This is a genomic window from Stenotrophomonas sp. YJH_SMC_16 (genome assembly GCF_059367875.1).
On record NZ_JCAFRH010000005.1, the window covers coordinates 247866 to 267612 of the forward strand.

A 19747-nucleotide genomic window follows, 5' to 3' on the forward strand; every position below is an offset into this window, starting at 1 on the left:
CGTTACTGTCCCTTGCGCTCGGCGCGGCGCACCGCGCTCGGCACTTCGATCTCGATCCGCGCCGGCAGCTGGTGCACGTGCAGTTCCTTGTTGATCCACTCGGCGGCTTCGCCGTTGACCGTCACCTCGCCCGGATCACCCGCGTACGGCCATGGCAGCACCACGCCCCCCACCGGCGGCACCAGGCCCGGCTGCACCTCCAGCACCAGCTGCTTGTCGCTGCGCTGCAGGCGGTAATTGAGCTGGCCCTGTGGCGTACGCAGGCCCTGCACCGCGACACCCTCACCCTGCAGCCACGCGCTCGGTACGCCGGCGGCCAGCACCAGCGCATCGTCCATGTCACGGTTGTAGGCGAACATGTCCAAGGCCGAGCGCACGAAGTCCGAGGCCACCCAGGCATGCGGCAGGTCACCGACGAAGAACGGCTTGCGCGGCGTGCGCGAGACCACTTCGGCCCACTGGTTCCAGGCCTGCGGTGCGCGGTCCTTGAAGAAGAACTCGGTGGCCTGCCAGGCGCGGTCGCGCCAGCCCAGGCGCACGAACGCGGCCACGTTGCGCCATTCGTACGGGGTGTAGTCCTTCCACTCGCGCTTGCCATCGCGCCGCGCGACGAACTCGTTCCAGTAGCGTTCGAAGGTCGCCTCCAGCGCCTGCTGCGGCAGCCTGCCCTGCTCGCCGCCCGGGGCCAGTGCGATGGTGGTCGACGTCGCGTCGAAGTCACCCAGCTCGGCCGAGCCCGGCAGGTAGTCGATGCTGTGCTGCTGCATCGCCGACAACAGCGAGGCCTGCAGGTCATCCCTGAACTGATCGCGCGATTCGGCAATCTGCATCGCCTCGACCTTACCCAGCTGGGTCGCCAGCAGCGCCGCGTCCTTGTAGCCGCGCAACGCCCAGAAGTTGTCCCAGTACGAGTGCATCGGCTTGGCCGAATAGCCTTCGTGGCTGATCGAGGCCGGCATCATCCCGTAGAACGCCGGGTTGCGCGCGCGGTTCTCTTCGGTGCGCTCGCTGGCGCGCAGCTGCTCCATGTAGCTGTAAGCGCCCTGCACGTGCGGCCACATCAGCTCGGTGAAGGTGCTGTCGCCGGTGTAACGCCCGTACTCGGCGATGCTGTAGATCAGCTCGCCATGGCTGTCGTTCTCCGGCACCGGATCACTGCCGCGCGCATCGACGCAGCACGGCACCTTGCCGTTCTCGAACTGGTACGGCGCATACCAGTTGATGTAGTCACGCACCGCATCGCTGCGGCCCATGCGCAGCAGGCCCTCGGAAATCATCGCGCCATCTCGGATCCAGCTGCGCGCATACGAACGCGTGCCCGGCTGCAGCCGCGGCCCGACCCGCGAGATCAGCATGTGCGCGACCGCCGTGCGCAGGGTGTCGACCAGCGGTTGGCCTGCAGCGGGCACCTGCAGCGAGACCACGCCCAGCTTCTTGCGCCATTGTTCGGCCACCTGCGCCTGCGCCTTGGCCACGTCCAGCGCCTGCGGCGCCCAGCCACCGGTCTGTGGCAGCACCACCGCCACCTCGCGGCTCTGGCCAGGCTCGAGCTTGATCGTATAGATCAACGCGCCCGACGCCATGCCGGTGCTGTCCTTCACCGCGGTCTCAGCCGGGTACTTGCCGTCCGCCAGGTGCATCGCATCGAGCTTGCCATCGAACGTACTGGCAAAGCGCGCGTCCGGCACCTGCAGCGGATAGAGGCGCGGCTCGCCGTTGACCCGCACCAGCTGCTCGCCGACATCCAGTGCATCGATGCGGCTGAAGCCACCGACGGTGTTGAGGAACTGCGTGGGCGGATTGACCTGCCACGGACGGATCGCCAGTGCCAAGGTGTATTCGTGTGCGACCTTGTCCGGATTGCTCAGCCGGTAGCGGCCGATCAGCTGCGCGCGCTCCGGCGTGCCCTGCACGAAGCCGGTCACCGCCAGGCCAACCTTTTCATGCACCCAATCGACGTTGGCGATCGGCAGGTAATGATCCTGCAGCGACTGGGTGATCGCCACCTTCGACCAGTCCAGCAGCTTGCCATCGAGGCGGATGAACGGTTCGATGCTGAAGCTGCCCTTGGCCGGCTCCAGTGCGCCGTCCTCGCTGATCAGCGCCTGTTCCTGGCCGCCATCGAGGCCGAGCAGGGTCCAGTACGGCTGCTCACCCACATAAGCACGTGGCAGCGAGCCGCGTGGCAGGTCGGCGGCGACCGAGGAGAGAAAAGCGTTCGGGGTGGCGGCAAAGGCCAGCGGCTTGAGCGTGATGTCACGGATGCCATAGCGCCAGTTCGGCCCGTCCCGCAGATCGAAGCGCACGTAGCGCGCATCGGTGTCCGGCAGCGCCAGCCAGTCGCGGCCACCGGCACCACTGGTCACTTCACGCACGGTACGCCAGTCACGGCCATCCTCGGAAGTGCGCACGGTATAGCGGCGGGCTTCCAGATTCGGCAGCCAGTCGATCACCGCACCGCCGATCTCGCGGCTCTTGTGCAGGTCCAGGCTGATGGTCTGCTGCTTGACGCCACCACTGATCCAGAACGTATCGCTCTTGCCGTCGATCATGCGGTCCTGCAGCGCGGTGGCGGTATCGGCAATCACCGATGGCACCAGCGCCGAATCATCCTGAGCTGGCAGGCCCTGCAGGGTCAGCTTGTCGAAGCACACCGTGCCGCGGCCGCCGACCTTGCTGTAGATCGTGAACTCGACCGCAGCACTGCGTGCCATCTCCTTCTCGGGCGAGGGACCCCACGCCTTGTCGATCTGGCGGCGGCGGTACTCGACCGGCGTCCACGCCCTGGGGAAGCTGTAGCCGGGCCGGTTGACCCACCAGACGTTGTCGCCACTGGTATCGATCAGCTTGAACTGCAGGTCGTTGCCCGGCGAATCACCGCGCAGCTGGAAACCGAAGCGGTAATTGACCGGGTATTCGATGTTCAGCGCGCGACGGATGCCGACGTAGCCGGAGACATCGTGGAAGTCATAGTCCAGGCACAGCGCGCGGCCACCACCGGCGCCGCTGACCGGCCGTAGCGAACCGCTGACCTGGTCGGACAGCACCAGCTTCCAGGCCGCGATGTCGTCGAAGTCGTCCAGCACCTTCGGTGCCGGCAGCGCCGGGGGTGCGGCGATCGCCAGGGAGGTCCACAACAGGCCCAGTCCAACAGCGATCGCTCGCTTCATCCCTTGACGCTCCCCAGCAACAGACCTTGGATGTAGTACCGCTGCAGCACCAGGAACAGCGCCAGCACCGGGACCACGGTGACCACCGCGCCGGCCATCATCATTTCCACGTCCATGATGTGCTCGCGCGAGAGGGTGGCCAGCGCCACCGGCAAAGTGTAGTGCTCCTGATCGGTCAACACGATCAACGGCCACATGAAATCGTTCCATGCCCCCATGAAGGTGAAGATCGCCAGGGTCACCAGCACGGGCTTGAGCATCGGCAGCACGATCTGGAAGAAGATGCGCAGCTCCCCTGCCCCGTCGATGCGGGCCGCTTCCAGCAGCTCGTCCGGAATCGAACGCGCGTACTGCCGCACCAGGAAGATGCCGAACACGCTGGCCAGCGCCGGCACGATCACGCCGCCGAAGCTGTTGACCAGGCCCAGCTGCTTCATCAGCAGGAACAGCGGCAGCATCGCCACCTGCGCCGGAATCACCAGCGCCGCCATCAGCACCTGGAACAGGCGCTCGCGGCCGACGAAGTTCAGCTTGGCGAAGGCATAGCCGGCCATCGTGTTGAGCAGCAGCGAACCCAGCGTGATACCGACCGACACCAGCAGGCTGTTGGCGAAGTTGCCGCCCATGCCGGTGCGCGCGAACAACTCATGGTAGTTGCGCGTGGTGATGCTCGATGGCAGCAGCGGCGGCGGGAAGTGGGTCGCCTCGCCCTGCGGCATGAACGAGACCGAGAGCATCCACAGCAGCGGCGCCAGGCTGACCAGGGCCAGCACCAGCAACGCACCATTGATCAACCACGGGTACCAGCGCGACTGGCCGATTTCACGACTCATACCAACTGCCTCTTGCGGCCGAAACGCAGCATCACGGTGGTCACCGCCAGGATGATCAGGAACAGCAGGAACGCCACTGCGGAGGCGCGCCCCAGGTTCCACCACTTGAAGCCTTCCTCGAACATGAAATACAGCACGCTGACGGTGCTCTGCAGTGGGTCGCCGCGGGTCATCACGTACGGTTCGGCGAACAGCTGGAAGTAGCCCGACACGGTGATCACGCCGACCACCAGCAGCACCGGGCCGAGCATCGGCAGGGTGATGTGCAGGAACTGCTTCCAGCGCGAAGCACCGTCGATACGGGCCGCCTCGTACAGATCATGCGGGATGGCCTGCAGGCCGGCCAGGAAGATCACCATGTTGTAGCCGAAGTTCTTCCACACCGCGAACAGCATGATGGTCGGCATCGCCCAGTTGGGATCGCCCAGCCAGTCGATCGGACTGATGCCCAGATGGCCCAGGCCGTAGTTCACCAGGCCGTAGCTGGTATGGAACAGGTAGCGCCAGATCACCGCCACCGCCACCAGCGTGGTCACCACCGGCGCGAACAGGGCGGTGCGGAACAGCGCCTTGAAGCGTGCGGCCGGTGCATTCAGCAGCATCGCCGCACCCAGCGACACGCCAATCGACAACGGCACGCCGATCAACACGAAGTAGGTGGTGTTCCACAGCGACTTCCAGAACATCGGCGTCTGCAGCAGATCGATGTAATTGCCGAGGCCGACGAACCGCAGGTTGCTGCTGTCAGCCAGTGCATAGAGGTCGAAGTCGGTCACGCTCAGCGCCAGCGCCGAGGCGACCGGCAGGCCGAAGAACATGCCCAGCACGATCAGCGAGGGACCGGCGAAAATCCAGCCGGCAAGCGAAGTACGTTTCATTGCGCGCTCCCGGCGGCCACGGCACTGCTCGATTGCGGCGACGGCACGCGCTGCTGCAGGCGTTGTTGTTCATGCATCCAGCGGCGCTTGGCCAGCACCTTGTCCACGCGCTGGTCCAGCTCTTCCACGGCCTTGTCCTGCGCCAGGCCACCACGCACCACCTTCTCGGTGACGATGCGCATTTCCTGCACGATGCGCTCCCACTCAAGCACCTTCGGCGTCGGCTTGACCCGCTCCAGCTGGTCACGGAACGCAGCGGCCAGAGGATCATTGGCCAGCGACGGTGCGTTCCAGGTACTGCGACGCGGCGGCAGGTCGCCGATGATGGAATGGAAGCGGGCCTGGATTTCCGGGCGCGACAGGAACTCGATCAGCCTCCAGGAGGCTTCCTTCTGCTGCGACTTGCGGAAGATCACCAGGCTGGTGCCACCGGCAATACCGGCGCCCGGACCGTCCGGACCCGGCAACGCGGCCGTGCCCCACTGCCCTTCCAGCTCCTTGGGCTGCAGCTTCTTGAACTCGCGGATGTTCCAGGGGCCGGAGATGTAGAACACATTGAAGCCACGGAAAAACTCGTCCCAGACGTTGGAGATCTGCGTCTCGGACATCTTCGGCGCCCAGCCCTGCTCAAACATGTTGGCGTAGAAGGCCAGCGTGCGGCGGAACCCCGGGCTGGCGAAATTGCCGCGGGTGTCATCGTCGCGCAGCAGCGGATCGGGCTGCTGCAGCGCCAGCGACAGCTGCTGCTCGAACTCGTTGATCGGCATCAGCACCGCATAGCGGTTCGGGCCCTGCATGCGCTTGATCGCCGCCATCTGTTCGTCCCACTCCTGCCACGTGCGCGGCGGGTGGTCGTAACCGGCCTTGGCCAGCAGATCCTTGCGGTAGAAGATCAGGCGCGTATCGACATACCACGGCACGCCCACCAGCTCGCCGTGGATCACATTGGTATCCCAGATGCCTTGGAAGTAGTCCTTCGGGTCGACCACAGCCGAGCGCTGCACGAACGGCTGCAGCGGGGTCAGCGCATCCAGCTCGGCGAACTCCGGCACCCAGGTGTTGCCCAGCTGGCACACGTCCGGCAGGCCGTCGGCGGCGAACGCGGTCAGCAGCTTCTCGTGCGCGGCCGTCCACGGGATGTTCTGCACATCCACCTTGATGCCCGGATTCTCGGCCTCGAACTCATGGATCAGCTCGCTGACCACCTCCGCCTCGCGGCCCATCGCCCAGAAACGTACGGTGGTGGTGCCCGGATCGGTACGGGCGCAGCCGGCCACGGCCAATGCGGCCAGGGCAGGCAGCGCCCAGCGGCGCAGGCGGTCGATCCAGTTCGGCATCGGGTTACTTGCCCTGGCCTGTGGTGCGGTTGGCATTGTTCTTCTGTTCCTGCGCGGCAGCCGCGCGTGATTCGGCGATACCCACCGCGCGTGCCGCCGCGGCCTTTTCGTCTTTCTGCAGTTCCAGCGGCTGGAACGAACCTTCCGGTGCCAGCCAGCCACCACTGAACCCGGCCCGTTCCAGGCCCTTGCGGATGTACGGGTTCTTCTTCATGACTTCCCAGACGAAGTCATCGCGGTAGTTGGCGATCATGGTCAGGATCGGGCCCTGATCGATGGCGATGTAATCGCTGGCGACCCAGCCGCGATCCGGCACCAGGCGGCCGGTCTTGATCGGGATGTCGTAGTTGAAGCTGGGGTTGAATGAATCCAGGAAGCCGTAGCTGGAGTAGATGTAATCGCCAAAGCGCTTGTGCATCTCCAGCGTGGCCGGAATCACCTGCTCCGGCGCGAACACCACCGACGCGATCGCAGCGGTGGGAGCGATGGTGCCGTCATCGAAGTTCTCGCGCAGGCCGGCGCCGCGCGAGGAGTAATGGCGGAACTGGCGCTGCTCGCCGCGATAGTCCTGGGTGGTGTTCTGTGGTCCATCACTGGCGGTCAGGCCCCACACATTCTCGCCATACTCCTTCCACTGCATCGGGTTGGCGATGGCGTACTCGCGCTGGGCCAGTGCGGCCGAGCGGCTGTTGAGGAAGTAGGTGCTGCCGCGCTCGCGCATGTACGCATCCTGGATATCGCGGAAGTCGATCCAGACGTGGCTGTACTGGTGGCCGAACAGCGGGCCGAAGGACAGGTATTCCTGGCCCTGGTAGACGCCCCAGTCGTTGTCATAGGTACGCGTCCACACCGTCCACGCATCCGGGCTGACCGGGTGCGTCGGCGAGCCCAGGGCAAGGATGTAGACCATCATCGCCTCGTTGTAGCCCATCCAGTCGTGGTCGATGAAGCCGCTCTCGGGGAACCAGCCCATCGAGATCAGCGGTGCACGCTGCTGCAGCCACGGCCAGTCGACCTTCTTGTACAACGTGTCGGCGATCTGGCGGATCTCCTTCTCACGCGGATCGTCGCCGTCGTAGTACGACTGCGCGAACAGCACGCCCATCATCAGCAGCGCGGTATCCACCGAGGACAGCTCAACCCAGCTGTCGTAGCGACGCCCTTCCTGCATGTCCAGGAAGTGGTAGTAGAAGCCCTTGTAGCCGGCCTTGCCGGTGCGCTGCGGGCCCATCGGCACGTCGCGGAAGAACTTCAGCGTGGTCAGGGTGCGGTCGATCGCCTGGTTGCGGCTGACCCAGCCGTTCTCGATGCCGATCGGGTACGCGGTCAGTGCGAAGCCGACCGAGGCGATGCTGGCGAACGGCCGCGACGGATAGCGGTCCGGGGTCAGGCCATTGATCTCGTTGGTGGTATCCCAGAAGAACTGGAAGGTACGACGCTCGATGTCATCGAACAACGGCGGCAGCACCGGCTTCATCGGCCGCGGCGGTGCGTCGGCCTCGATCAGGATCACCGGCGGCCGCGGCTTGGCAGGTTCCTGCTGGGCCGGCTGGCAGGCGGCCACGGCCAGGCTCAACGCTGCGGCGGACAACAGATGGCGTGCCTGCATGGCGCGATTTCTCCGGTGGTCTGATCGATGGGAAAGCATACCGTCCAATGATCTGAAATCGTTTACAAGATGCGTTCTGAAAAAACCACGAAAAACGTGGTTTGACACCGCGATCATTGCCCATGCCGCTGCCCCCTGGCCGACAGCGGCATGGGCAATGGACCGGCGCGGGGCCGGCCATTGCCGTTTTCAAGCAGCCGATGCCGCCGGCGGAACGGCGGCATCGGGTCGTGCATCTACATCCGGGCTTAGAAGCGGAAGCCCACTTCGGCCTTGATCTGGCGCGGCGTACCGACGATGTCGCCGGTCTCGTTGTAGCTCGCGGTCAACTTGCCATTCTTGTAGTAGTTGTAGTTCGAGAAATTGTCGAAGTTGAACACGTTGATGATGTCGATACGCGCATACAGCTCGGTATCGCCCGGCATCTTGAACGTCTTCGTCGCCTGCAGGTCGACCGAGCGATAACCGAAGATCTTGCCACCCAGCAGGAACTTGCCGTTGCCACCCGGAACCGCCGCCATCGGGGTCGGCAGGTCGAAGCCATTGGCCTGCGGCACGCCGTACCAGTCGTTGATCGCGGTCGGGGTGGCCAGGGTAATCTTGCCACCGAAGGTGATGCCCCAGAAGCCCGCATACGAACCGGTCACCACCAGGCGGTGACGCGGCGCGCCGTTGGAGCGGATGGTCGGATAATCACCGATCACGCCACGGTCGAACGCGTAGTGCTCGTTGATGTCACGGTTGTGGCGGGCGGTGGTCCAGGTATAGGCGATGGAGGTGCCCCAGCCGCTTTCTTGGGTGAACGGCTTCTGCGCCGACAACAGGATCTGGGTAGCACGGGTCTTGATGCCCTGCTGGCCGATGATCAGGCTGCCGAAGCCCGGCACGTTGCAGCTCCACGCCTGGCCCAGACCGGCTTCGGTGCCACCGCACAGACGCGGATCGTCGAAGAAGTTGCCGGTCGGGTAGCGATTACCCAGGGTGAAGGCGAAGCCGTCATAGGTGAGCGTGCGCGAGATGGTGGCGTCGGTCAGCCAGTCGCCGATCTGATTGCTCATGCCCAGGCTGAACTGGTCAGCGTAGGGGACCTTCAGATTGTTGTTCAGCAGGTCGACTTCCAGGCCGGCATTGCTGGTCGAACCGACCAGGCTCTGGAGGTTGCCGATACCGTTGAGCAGATTCGGGTTCCAGTCATAGCACGCGGCGTTGCCCTGGAAGCACTGACCGGTTGCCGGATTGCGGAAGTAGATCGTCGGCTGCGGCAGGGCCAGCTTGGTGGTTTCCAGCTGCAGGTAGTCGAACAGGTCGCGGTCGTAGGAACGACCGGCACCGCCGTGGATCACGTGCTGCTCGTCGGCATTGATGTCATACGAGAAACCCAGACGCGGCTGCCAGGCATTCTTGAATGCCTTGCGGTTGTGGCCGTTGCTGATGTAATCGTTGATGTTCAGGCCGCTCAGCGCCAGCGTGTCGGCGTAGCTCTGGCCAGCGGCGGCACGCGGATCCTGCGCGAACAGCGCATTGACCACTTCCGGCGGGGTCACGAAGTCCAGATAGGACGGGTTCTTCTCGTAGTCCCAGCGCAGGCCGAGGTTCAGCTGCAGATGGTCGTTGACCTGCCAGTCATCCTGGATGAACAGACCGATCTGCTTCACCTTCGAGCGCACTTCGCCAGACACGCCGGACACGCCGGTGACCGGCTTCACGAACTGTGCCTTGTACGGGATGCTGTCCGGGAAGGTCGGGTTGTCGATGGTGTAGTAGAACTGCGGATTGATCTGCGCCGCATCGGAGGCGTACAGGTCGATCTGCTTGTACTTGGCACCCATCTTGATGGTGTGGTCGCCCGCCCACTCGATGCCATCCAGGGTCAGGTTGTCTTCGATCGACCAGCCCTTCTGGCCCTTCACCTGCGACGACATTGCCGAGGAACCACCGATCGAGACGATGGCGCGCTCCTCGCTCTTGCCGTCCGGCGCGGTGTAGTTGAAACCGTTGCCCATGCTCAGCGGCTTGGGATTGTTGAACGAGTCCTCGTGGGTAACCATCAGCTCGTTGTAGTAACGCTCACCGCTGTGGTTCCAGCGCAGCGCGTAACGACGGTCAGTGTTCTTGGTTTCCTTGCCGTGCATCGGCGCGGTCTGGTCCGAGAACTGCTGCTGGGTTTCATCACGGTCCTGGAAGGTCAGTTCCAGGCGATCGTTGTCGGTCGGCTCGAAGTCGACCTTGGCGAAGATCAGGTCCTGCTGGAACGGCTGGCTGGCCGGGCCCAGGCCGGCCTGGGCATCAGCCGGGACGCGGTTGGCCTTGTTGGTCACCGCACCATGCGGTGCGATGGTCACCGGCAGATCGAAGCGCTTGGCTTCATAGGTCACGAAGAAGTGGGCCTTGTCCTTGACGATCGGGCCGCCCAGGGCGAAGCCGTATTCCTTCTCGGCCGAATCCTCCTTGCCCTTGCCCGGCTGACGCTCGGCCGGGGTCATCGCGCGCATGCTGTCGTTGGTATAACGGTAGAAGGTTTCACCCTTGAACTCGTTGGTACCCGACTTGGTCGCGGCCGTGACCGCTGCACTGGACACCTGGCCGTACTCGGCCTTGTAGTTGCCGGTGATGACCTTGTACTCGCCGATGGCCAGCTGCGGGAACGGGTTACCGGCACTGCCGGACTGACCGGCCACGCCGCCGCCCTTGACGTAGCTCTTCTGGCCCACGCCGTCGATGTAGACGTTGGTGCCGTCGGAGTTGGTCGCGCCGCCACGCAGCGAAGTATTGCCCTTGGCATCGCGGGTGAAGATCATGCCCGGCACCGCGTCGGCGAACTCCAGGAAGTTGCGCGAGACCTGCGGGGTGGTCTGGATCTGCTGCAGGCTGACGGTCTTGCCGACTTCGGACGTGCGCACTTCCTGCAGCAGGGTCGGCGCGACGACGTTGACGGTGTCCAGGTTGGTGGCCGCGGTCGAACCCGGGGTGCTGCTGGCAGCGCCGGCAAAGTTCAGCGTCGCGGTCGAGGCCACGGTGACGGTGACCTTCTGCGACTGGCCGTTGGCGACCACGTCGTAGGTGCCTGGGTCCAGGCCCATCAGCGAGTAGCTGCCGTCGGCGCGGACGGTGCCGCGACGGACGGTGCCGGTGGCGACGTTGGTGGCGGTCACTTCGGCGCCGGCCTGGGCGCCGGATACCTGGCCGCGCAGGCTGGCATTGGCCGACTGCGCCATGACGTTCGGAGCGGCGGCCAGCATCAGGCAGCTGACCAGTGCGGTGCTCAGCAGCCGGCGTGCCGGCGTGCGGAAGGTGGTGTGCATCATCAACTCAATCTCCGGGTGGCGGTAACCGCTCGCGCGGTCCCTGCGATCAATCAAAAAAGAAGGAACGCCTCTGGCTTCAACGGCCCGATGGCGGAGTGGTGGAATCGCGAACTATCAAGCGGGGAACCAGGGTCTGCTTGTCCCCTGTCCCGTCCGTGGAGGTGCCGTCCATCAACTGCAGCAGGCGCGTCATGGCCCGGTCGCCGAGCTCGGCGATGCTGACCTGCATGGTGGTCAGCGACGGGTGGACGAAACGCGCCAGTGGAATATCATCGAAACCCGCCAGGGCCACATCGGCCGGGACACGGACCCCTGCCTGCGTGAACGCATACAGGCAGCCCAGCGCCATCATGTCGTTGGCGGCGAACACGGCATCAGGCAGCGCTCCGGCTGCCAGCAACTCCTGACCGGCGCGATGGCCGGAAGCTTCGTCGAAATCACCGGGCAGCTCGATGCCTTCGGCGCCACCGCCAAAAGCCGCCAGCGCGTCACGGAAGCCGCGCAGGCGCTCGCGCGCGTCGAAGTTGAGATCCGGGCCAGAAATGAAAGCGATGCGACGGTGGCCAGCGTCAAGCAGATGACGGGTCATCGCCATCGCACCGGCGTGGTCGTCGATGCTCAGCACCGGGTGGTCCTGCCCGGGAAGATAGGTGTTGATCAACACCGTCGGCAACGACTGCGGCAGGTTGTCGGTCAGGAAGCCCGGGCTCTCGGCATAGGGCGAGAGCACCAGCAGGCCGTCGACGCGGCCGCGCATGGCGCGCAGGGCCGCACCCTGCTGCTCCTGGTCACCGTGGTAGCTGGACACCAGCAGGTGCTGGCGGCGGCTACGGGCGACATTGTCGATGCCACGCATCAGCTCGGAGAAGAATTCGCCGTACAGGTCCGGCAACACCACGCCCACCGTATTGGTGCGGCGGCTGCTCAGGCTGCGGGCGGCGGCGTGCGGGGTGTAACGCAGCCGTGCGGCGACCTCCAGCACAAGCTGGCGGACCGGTTCGGCGACATTTTCATGCCCGTTGAGCGCGCGGGAAACCGTGGCCACGGAGACCCGGGCTTCGCGTGCGACGTCTTTGATTGTGATAGCTGCCTTGTTCACGAAGCCGCCCTCCACGGCTTGGACCTACCAGCATTGGCGCGGAATGTAAGCGTTTCCATCTGGGCTTGTAAACAGTCCGTTAGGCGAATGTCCCGAAATGGACATGGAAATCTGTCTGCAGCGAGCCCCCGCGGGGACCCGCCAGGACAGCGTGGGACAAAGGCTCAGCCCTGTTCTGACGGGGTCTGCGCGCGGATGGACAACGCGTGGATGTCGGTCTCCATCATCGCCCCCAGCGCGGCGTACACCGCGCGATGCCGGGCCAGCGGGCCCAGTCCGGCAAAGCGTTCACTCACCACATGCACGTTGAAATGGCCGCGGCCATCGCGCGCACCGGCATGGCCTGCGTGGCGATGGCTGTCGTCTTCGATCTCGAGCACGCTCGGCGCCAGGGCATGCTGCAGCGCATCACGCATTCGCGAGATCCGTTCCGCGCTCACGGCAACACCTTGCGAAACGGTCGCACCTGCACGCGGGTGTAGACGCCGGCGGCCACGTACGGGTCGGCGTCGGCCCAGGCCTGGGCCTGCAGCAGCGACTCGAACTGCGCGATCACCACCGAGCCGCTGTAACCGGCCGGGCCCGGGTCTTCACTGTCCACCGCCGGGCACGGGCCGGCCAGCAGCAGGCGTCCCTCGTCGCGCAGCGCGTGCAACCGCGCCAGGTGTTCCGGCCGCGCCTGCAGCCGCTGCGCCAGCACATCCTGGCCGTCATACCCTTCGATCACATACCACACCGGCATTTCCTCGCTTGCGTTGTCGGGTCCGCAGATTCTAGCCAATGCGACCCCTGCCCCGGCCCGGCTGGACACTGGCGCAACAAAGGCTTACCCTAGACTCCATTGCACGTGGCTGGATGCAGCAGCCCGTCGGTTTTTGCGGCCAACGCAGCCCCCGACGACCGTCCCGCTGCTTCAAACCGGTCCACCTGGCCGGGCCACGTAGACGACCTCCCCGTAGTTCCGTCGCCGCCGTTTCGTGCGGCGCGTCCTGCTGTTTGATATGTGTGGAATCGCGCCGATCCCGGCGTGTCTGGTGCCCTGGGGCTCCGTGGCGTTGGCCCGGCGAACCCGGTGCCGCGACTGGTCCGTTGCAATCCTGATGTCCATTAGATGACTTCCGAACTCGCGCTCGACGCGAACCCGCCAACCCGGCCGCCCGCCCCACAGCAGCAGGAAATGCCGCTGGCCGTGGTGCATGGGCAACCGGTCCTGCAGATTCCGCAGGACCTGTACATTCCGCCGGACGCGCTGGAAGTCATCCTGGATGCCTTCGAAGGCCCGCTGGACCTGCTGCTGTACCTGATCCGCCGCCAGAACCTGGATGTCCTGGACATTCCGGTAGCCGAGATCACCCGGCAGTACGTGGAATACATCACCGTGATGCGCGAGCTGCGCTTCGAGCTGGCCGCCGAGTACCTGGTGATGGCAGCGATCCTGGCCGAGGTGAAGTCGCGCATGCTGCTGCCGCGCCCGGTCAGCGAGGAAGGCGATGAAGCCGACCCGCGCGCCGAACTGGTGCGCCGGCTGCAGGAGTACGAACGTTTCAAGCAGGCCGCCGAGGACATCGATGCCCTGCCCCGCCAGGACCGCGACACTACGGTGGCGCACGCCTTCATGCCCGAACGCGCCACGGTGAAGCTGCCGCCGCCGGTGGACCTGAAGGAGATGCTGCTGGCCCTGCACGACGTGCTCAAGCGCGCCGAGCTGTTCAGCGGTCACGCCATCAAGCGTGAGGCACTGAGCGTGCGGCAACGCATGGGCGAAGTGCTGGGACGCCTGGAAGATGGCAAGTTCTATCGTTTTGAAGGGCTGTTCACGGCCGAAGAAGGCAAGCTGGGCGTGCTGGTCACGTTCCTGGCGGTGCTGGAACTGGCCAAGGAACAGCTGCTGGACATCGTCCAGGAAGAACCACTGGCGCCGATCTACGTGAAATCGCTGGCCGCCGGCAACACCAATGCCCCGCTGCAGTTCAGCAGCGAGTTCGACGACAACGACGCCGCCAATGCAGACGAGTGAGCGCTGACTGCCGATGGATCAACTGCTGATCAACCGCATTGTCGAGGGTGCCTTGCTGGCCTCCAGTCAGCCGCTCACCCTGGCCCAGCTGAAGGACCTGTTCCCGGAAGAGGAACCGGCACCGCCGGGCAGCATCGAACGCGCGCTGGAACGCCTGCGCGAAGCCTGCGAAGGCCGCGGCGTGGAACTGGTCGAGGTCGCCTCCGGCTTCCGCTACCAGGTGACCGGCGAAGTGCATGGCTGGATCAGCCGGCTGTGGACCGAACGCAAGACCCGTTACACCCGCGCCACCCTGGAAACCCTGGCGCTGATCGCCTACCGGCAACCGATCACCCGCGGCGAGATCGAGCAGGTACGCGGCGTGGCGGTCAGCAGCAACATCATCCAGGCGCTGGAAGAACGCGAGTGGATCCGCGTGGTCGGCCACCGCGATGTGCCCGGCAAGCCTGCGCTGTTCGGCACCACCAAGGGCTTTCTGGATTATTTCGGCCTGAAGCGATTGGATGAGCTGCCGCCTCTGTCGGAACTGAAGGACCTGGGCGAGCTGGAACCCCAGCTGTCCCTGGACCGCGATGCGCCAGCAGCAGCAAGCGCCGACGGTCCTGACATCTCGGCCGGCGACGAAGGCGCTGCCGCGAACGATGATGCCGGCCTGGCCGGCAGTGACACCCCCGATTCCGCCGACGCAGCTCCTGCGGCGGCTATCGATGAGCAAGCACCTTCGCCCCTCGATGATGGGCACCCCGATTCCGCGCCGGGCGAGCGCGCGGTGCCAGTGAACGAACGCGAAGACAACGCCGTCGCGATGACGACCGTGGCTGTTGACCAAGCCGATTCCGAACCAGAGGCCGACCTCGAAACCGTCGGCCGGAGCAAAACTGATGAGTGACACCCCCCGTAACAAGCTCTCGCTGAAGCGCGAAGCCACCTCCGAACAGTTCAAGCTGGAAGAGCGCCTGCACAAGGTGCTGGCCCAGGCCGGCCTCGGCTCGCGCCGCGCGCTGGAACAGCGCATCGCCGAAGGCCTGGTCAAGGTCAACGGTGAAGTCGCGCAGACCGGCATGTCGGTCAAGAGTGGCGACAAGATCGAGCTGGATGGCCGTGGCTTCGTCGCCACCGCCCTGGCCGAGCCGTCGCGCGTGCTGGTCTACAACAAGCCGGAAGGCGAAGTGACCACCCGCGATGATCCGGAAGGCCGCCCCACCGTATTCGAATCGCTGCCACCGCTGAAGGGCGCGCGCTGGATCGCGATCGGCCGCCTGGACATCAACACCACCGGCCTGCTGCTGGCCACCACCGACGGTGAACTGGCCAACGCCATGATGCACCCGTCGTTCGAGGTCGAGCGCGAATACGTGGTCCGCGTGCGTGCGCCGGAAGGCGAGGAAAAGGTCTCCGACGCCATCGTCGACCGCCTCACCCGTGGCGTGGCACTGGAAGACGGCCCGGCCAAGTTCGACGAGATCGAACGCATCGGCGGCACCGACTCGCACGACTGGTTCCGCGTCGTGGTGAAGGAAGGCCGCAACCGCGAAGTGCGCCGCCTGTGGGAATCGCAGGGCTGCCAGGTCAGCCGCCTGAAGCGCACCCGCTACGGCAAGGTGAGCCTGCCGCGCGAACTGGCCCGCGGCCATTCGGTGGAACTGGGCACCACGCAGGTTGAAGCCCTGCGCGCGCAGCTGAAGCTGGAAGAAGGCGCGCCGTCGGCACTGACGCTGCAGCCGGTGATCGGCCAGCGCCGCGCCGCCAAGACCACCGTGCGCGTGCGCGAAGGTGGCCGCGGCAACGCCTACGTCAACGGCCACAACACCGCCGACGAGGGCCGCGAGCTGCGTCGTTTCGATAACGTCCGCGAAGACCGCGGCCGTGGTCGCGGCGGCAAGGGCGGCGGCTTCAAGGGTGGCCTGACGGTCAGCGGTGAAGCGGCAGCCAAGCAGTCGCAGAAGCCGTTCAAGCAGCGCGCCCAGAAGAACGACCGTTCGCTGCCGGAAGGCAACCCGGCCGCGTTCCGCACCTGGTACGTGCCGGATGGCGTGAGCACCGGCCCGAGCGGCCATCGCAATGCCGGCCCGGGCGCGCGTGGCCCCGGTGCCCGTGGTCCGGGTGCAGGCGGCCAGGGCCGTCCGTATGGCAAGCCGAAGGGTCCGGGCGCAGGCGCCGGTGGCGGCCAGGGCCGTGGCGGTTTCGGCGGTGAAGGCCGTGGCGGCGCAGGCGGCCAGGGTCGTCCGGCCGGTGCGGGCAACCGCTCGCAGGGCCAGGGCAATAAGCACCCGTACGGCCATCCGGGCAATGCCCCGAGCTTCCCGTCCGACCACGCCACGCCGGGCTTCAACCCGTATGGCAGCCCGAAGCCGGCACAGGGCGCCCGTCCGGGCGGTCGCGGTCCGGGCGGCGGCAACCGCGGTCCGGGCGGTAATCGCGGCCCCGGCGGTCCGGGTGGCAACCGTGGCCCGGGTGGCCCCGGCGGCAACCGCGGTCCGGGCGGCCCGCGCCGCAGCGGCCCGCGCGGCGGCTGATCACCGGCACGCCTGAAATGAAAACCCCCGGCGCAGGCCGGGGTTTTTCGTTGAAAAGGGGACGGAGGGGATTAAGTCGTTTTTGCCACGGTGTGTGTCGAAGGGGCAAAAGCGACTTAATCCCCTCCGTCCCCTTTTGCGTGGCGCTGGAAAGCGGCGGGAGTGGTGCCGGTCATGCTGCGGAAGAAGGCGATGAACGGGCTCTCGGCGGAGAAGCCGGTGTCCTGCGCCACATGCGCGACGCGATGACCCAGCAGCAGCAACTCCATGGCCCGCATCAGGCGCCATTGCTGGCGCCAGGCCTGATAGCTCATGCCGGTATCACGCTGCATCAACCGGCCGACGGTACGCGCGCTCAGGCCCGTGCGCGCGGCCAGCTCCCCCAGTTCGGGCGGCAGCTGTTCGGCCAGCGGCAGGCAACGTGCGATCCGCGGATCACGCGGTAAAGGCAGGTCCATCGGCGCCACCGGTGCAGCGGCGATTTCCAGCACGCACAACGCCAGTTGATGGTGCGCGCGCGGCGACTGCCAGTCATGGTCGAACGGCGCCTGCGCGATCGGCTCCAGCAAGGCCTGCAGCAGCGGACCGACGCCGATGATCGCCGGCTGCCGGGGCAGCTGGGCCGACAGGGTGGCGTCGAAGTACAACGAACGGTAGTCGACTGCCTGGCGCATCTGCGCACGATGGCGCAGGCCACCCGGAATCCACGCCGCGCGCGCGGGCGGCAGCAGGCTGACGCGGTCACCGTAGGTCAGGCGCGTACAGCCCTGCCGGGTGTACAGCAGCTGCGCGCGTGCATGTTGGTGCCAACCCGAGTCGTGATCCGCCAGTGAGGCCGCGATCCCCAACACCGGAGCGCCCCAGGCATCGGCGTCGAAGTGCGCATCCGGCTGCAACCAGGCCATGTCTGATTTCATATATCTGATGACAGGATAGACAGAGTGCGCCATTGTGGGCGCGACCACAATGCGCGGCCCTGTTCCTGGAGCGCCCGCATGTCGCGCCGCCTGTTGTTGCTCACCATTGCACTGCTGATGTTTCCGCAGTTGGCACAGACCCTGTACAGCCCGGCCCTGGCCGATCTGGCCGAACGCTTCGCCCTGCCGCCGAGTGCCGCCAGCCAGGCCATGAGCCTGTACCTGTTCGGCTTCGCTGCAGGCGTGCTGCTGTGGGGGCGCCTGGCCGATCGTATCGGTCGTCGCCCCGCCCTTCTCTGTGGCCTCGGCGTCTTCGCAGTGGCTGCACTGGGCGGGCTGATGGCTGGCAGCTTCGGCCAGGTGCTGCTGGCCCAGGCGTTGGCCGCAGTCGGCGCCGCCGCCGCTTCGGTGGTGACCCAGACCGTGCTGCGCGACCATCTGCAGGGGCCAGCGTTGGCGCAGGCATTCTCCTGGATCGGCATGGCCCTGGCCCTGAGCCCGGCCATCGGTCTTGCACTGGGCACGCTGCTGGTCGCCGCCCATGGCTATGCCGGCGTACAGTCCGGCCTGCTGCTGATCGCTGCCCTGCTGGCGGTGGCATGCCTGGCAGGCCTGCGCGAAAGCCGCCCTGCACAGATCTCGCACACGCCCATGCTGCCGCTGCTGCGGGAACTGCTGCGCGATCGCTGGATCTGGTCACACGCGTTGCTGGTGATGGCCTTCAACGTGGCGATGTACAGCTGGTATGTGCTCGGCCCCTTCGTGTTTGCGCGCCTGCACTGGCCAGCCACCTGGTTCGGCGCCAGCGGCGCGGTGCTGGCACTGGGCTCGGCACTGGGCGCGTGGGGCAATGGCCGCCTGCTGCGTGCAGGCGTTGCCACAACCACGCGCATCCGCATCGCCGCAGGACTGGTTCTGACGGGAGGCCTGCTGGCCGCGCTGCTGCATGATCACCCTGCCCTGGTCGCGGCGATGGTGCCGGTGGTGACGGGCTTCGGCCTTGCCATTCCCAATGTGCTCGGCCAGGCCTTGCGCGGCTATCCACACTGTCTCGGCAGCGCAGGCGCGCTGTTCGGCCTGCTCTACTACCTGCTGATCGGTGCGGCAATGGCGCTGGTCGGTGCAGTGCAGCTGCTGGCACCGACCCTCATCGTGTGCGGCCTGCTGGCCTTGTGGCTGCAGCGGCAGCGTCCCGCTGCAGCCTAGGAATTGCTGCAAAAGCAGCGCACTGTGCGCGCCTTCCGGGAACGGCTTTGATTCCCTGGCTATCGTGCGCGCTCTCCCACACAAGGCAGATGCCCATGATCACCATCACCGCCGAACAGGCCCGCGCCAACGTCGATGCCGCCAAGCGCCCGATCGAACTGTTCTACCGCGATCTCGACAACGCCATCCAGATCGGCTCGGAAAATGGCCGCCGCTACGTCGTATTCGGCTTCAGCCAGGTGATGGCCAGCGAGCAGCTCGTCGAAGACGTGGTCGCACAGTTGCTGAAGAATGGTTTCGGTGTTGAACGGTTGTTGAGCGATTCCGAACAGCACTACATCCGCATCAACTGGGGAACTGCCGCGCCGTCGCGCCTCAGCGCCGGCTGAGGGTGAACGCGGTGCCGTCCACGCCCAGGTCCCAGCCCTTGCCGGTACCGGACAGGGCCAGCGAGATGTCGCCCTTGGTCATCACCTGCGCGTTGCTGGACTTCACCGCACCGGCATGCGCGCCGACCGAGGCGTAAGTGCCCAGCAGCTCGTTGACGCTGACCGCGCCGGTGAAGCTGCCACGCCCGTTGGTGATCTTCGACTTGCCGACGGTCAGGCCGCCCCCCTTCATCTGGATGCGCACCGGCAGGCTGGCGCCGTTGCTGCAGGTGACCGTGCCATTACCGGATGCGGTCTTGTAGATCAACGACCAGCCGGACAGGTTGTAGCGCAGCTCGCAATCGAGGTTGCCGGCAGCGTGCGCGGCGGGGGCCAACGCTGCGGCGGACAGCGCCAGTAGCAGGGCGAAGGGCTTGTTCATGGCGGGACTTCCAGTTCGGTCGGACTGGCGGCGAATCTAACAGCGCGCGC

General features: G+C 66.0%; 16 protein-coding genes. 5 read left to right on the forward strand and 11 right to left on the reverse strand.

All coding sequences use genetic code 11. The features are described from left to right. Nucleotides 1-2: 2 nt before the first annotated feature. The 9 genes from AC5P6E_RS13185 to AC5P6E_RS13225 all read right to left on the reverse strand — a co-directional run bounded on the left by AC5P6E_RS13185 (nucleotide 3) and on the right by AC5P6E_RS13225 (nucleotide 12967). Nucleotides 3-3170 carry a discoidin domain-containing protein gene (locus AC5P6E_RS13185; RefSeq protein WP_495231046.1) on the reverse strand — a complete coding sequence of 1056 codons (3168 nt, stop codon included), beginning with the start codon at nucleotides 3168-3170 and terminating at the stop codon, nucleotides 3-5. Further along, nucleotides 3167-4003, reverse strand: a complete 837-nt coding sequence (locus tag AC5P6E_RS13190; protein ID WP_006378064.1) for a carbohydrate ABC transporter permease — start codon at nucleotides 4001-4003, stop codon at nucleotides 3167-3169. Before AC5P6E_RS13190 ends, AC5P6E_RS13185 begins: the two co-directional genes overlap by 4 nt. Next, nucleotides 4000-4881: a carbohydrate ABC transporter permease gene (locus AC5P6E_RS13195; protein WP_006378065.1), complete on the reverse strand. Its 882-nt coding sequence runs from the start codon at nucleotides 4879-4881 to the stop codon at nucleotides 4000-4002. Before AC5P6E_RS13195 ends, AC5P6E_RS13190 begins: the two co-directional genes overlap by 4 nt. After that, nucleotides 4878-6218, reverse strand: coding sequence for a sugar ABC transporter substrate-binding protein (locus tag AC5P6E_RS13200; protein WP_010486726.1), 1341 nt, complete (start codon nucleotides 6216-6218; stop codon nucleotides 4878-4880). The genes AC5P6E_RS13195 and AC5P6E_RS13200 overlap by 4 nt, the downstream gene beginning before the upstream one ends. A 4-nt stretch (nucleotides 6219-6222) precedes the next feature. Next, nucleotides 6223-7827: a glucoamylase family protein gene (locus AC5P6E_RS13205; RefSeq protein ID WP_010486724.1), complete on the reverse strand. Its 1605-nt coding sequence runs from the start codon at nucleotides 7825-7827 to the stop codon at nucleotides 6223-6225. A gap of 248 nt (nucleotides 7828-8075) precedes the next feature. Next, nucleotides 8076-11132, reverse strand: a complete 3057-nt coding sequence (locus AC5P6E_RS13210; RefSeq protein WP_049408975.1) for a TonB-dependent receptor — start codon at nucleotides 11130-11132, stop codon at nucleotides 8076-8078. A gap of 76 nt (nucleotides 11133-11208) precedes the next feature. Next, nucleotides 11209-12246, reverse strand: a complete 1038-nt coding sequence (locus tag AC5P6E_RS13215) for a LacI family DNA-binding transcriptional regulator (RefSeq protein ID WP_019336632.1) — start codon at nucleotides 12244-12246, stop codon at nucleotides 11209-11211. 149 nt (nucleotides 12247-12395) lie between these two features. Continuing rightward, on the reverse strand, nucleotides 12396-12671 hold the full coding sequence (locus AC5P6E_RS13220) for a BolA family protein (RefSeq protein ID WP_019336633.1): 276 nt from the start codon (nucleotides 12669-12671) through the stop codon (nucleotides 12396-12398). Further along, complete coding sequence (locus tag AC5P6E_RS13225) at nucleotides 12668-12967, reverse strand: YciI family protein (protein WP_029550673.1); 300 nt, start codon at nucleotides 12965-12967, stop codon at nucleotides 12668-12670. The genes AC5P6E_RS13220 and AC5P6E_RS13225 overlap by 4 nt, the downstream gene beginning before the upstream one ends. Before the next feature lie 375 nt (nucleotides 12968-13342). On the opposite strand from AC5P6E_RS13225, the gene AC5P6E_RS13230 reads away from it, so the two are divergent. From AC5P6E_RS13230 to AC5P6E_RS13240, 3 genes are read left to right on the forward strand one after another with little or no spacing between them, the layout of a single operon-like run. Next, on the forward strand, nucleotides 13343-14248 hold the full coding sequence (locus AC5P6E_RS13230; protein WP_010486714.1) for a segregation and condensation protein A: 906 nt from the start codon (nucleotides 13343-13345) through the stop codon (nucleotides 14246-14248). Nucleotides 14249-14261: 13 nt separating this feature from the next. After that, complete coding sequence (scpB, locus tag AC5P6E_RS13235; protein WP_019336635.1) at nucleotides 14262-15137, forward strand: SMC-Scp complex subunit ScpB; 876 nt, start codon at nucleotides 14262-14264, stop codon at nucleotides 15135-15137. Beyond that, complete coding sequence (locus AC5P6E_RS13240; protein ID WP_049408982.1) at nucleotides 15130-16764, forward strand: pseudouridine synthase; 1635 nt, start codon at nucleotides 15130-15132, stop codon at nucleotides 16762-16764. The genes scpB and AC5P6E_RS13240 overlap by 8 nt, the downstream gene beginning before the upstream one ends. Nucleotides 16765-16880: 116 nt before the next feature. Here the strand turns inward: AC5P6E_RS13240 and AC5P6E_RS13245 are convergent, their stop codons facing one another. Continuing rightward, a complete protein-coding gene (locus AC5P6E_RS13245) occupies nucleotides 16881-17669 on the reverse strand; it encodes an AraC family transcriptional regulator (protein WP_032129778.1) in 789 nt (262 codons plus the stop codon). Between the two features lie 90 nt (nucleotides 17670-17759). Here AC5P6E_RS13245 and AC5P6E_RS13250 point away from each other — a divergent pair, with 90 nt between their 5' ends. Both AC5P6E_RS13250 and AC5P6E_RS13255 read left to right on the forward strand, forming a co-directional pair. Then, nucleotides 17760-18887: an MFS transporter gene (locus tag AC5P6E_RS13250; protein ID WP_071306024.1), complete on the forward strand. Its 1128-nt coding sequence runs from the start codon at nucleotides 17760-17762 to the stop codon at nucleotides 18885-18887. Between the two features lie 95 nt (nucleotides 18888-18982). Next, nucleotides 18983-19276: a hypothetical protein gene (locus AC5P6E_RS13255; RefSeq protein WP_043401502.1), complete on the forward strand. Its 294-nt coding sequence runs from the start codon at nucleotides 18983-18985 to the stop codon at nucleotides 19274-19276. On the opposite strand, the gene AC5P6E_RS13260 is transcribed toward AC5P6E_RS13255, so the two are convergent. Further along, nucleotides 19263-19697, reverse strand: coding sequence for a hypothetical protein (locus AC5P6E_RS13260; RefSeq protein WP_010486698.1), 435 nt, complete (start codon nucleotides 19695-19697; stop codon nucleotides 19263-19265). The genes AC5P6E_RS13255 and AC5P6E_RS13260 overlap by 14 nt on opposite strands. Nucleotides 19698-19747: the final 50 nt, after the last annotated feature.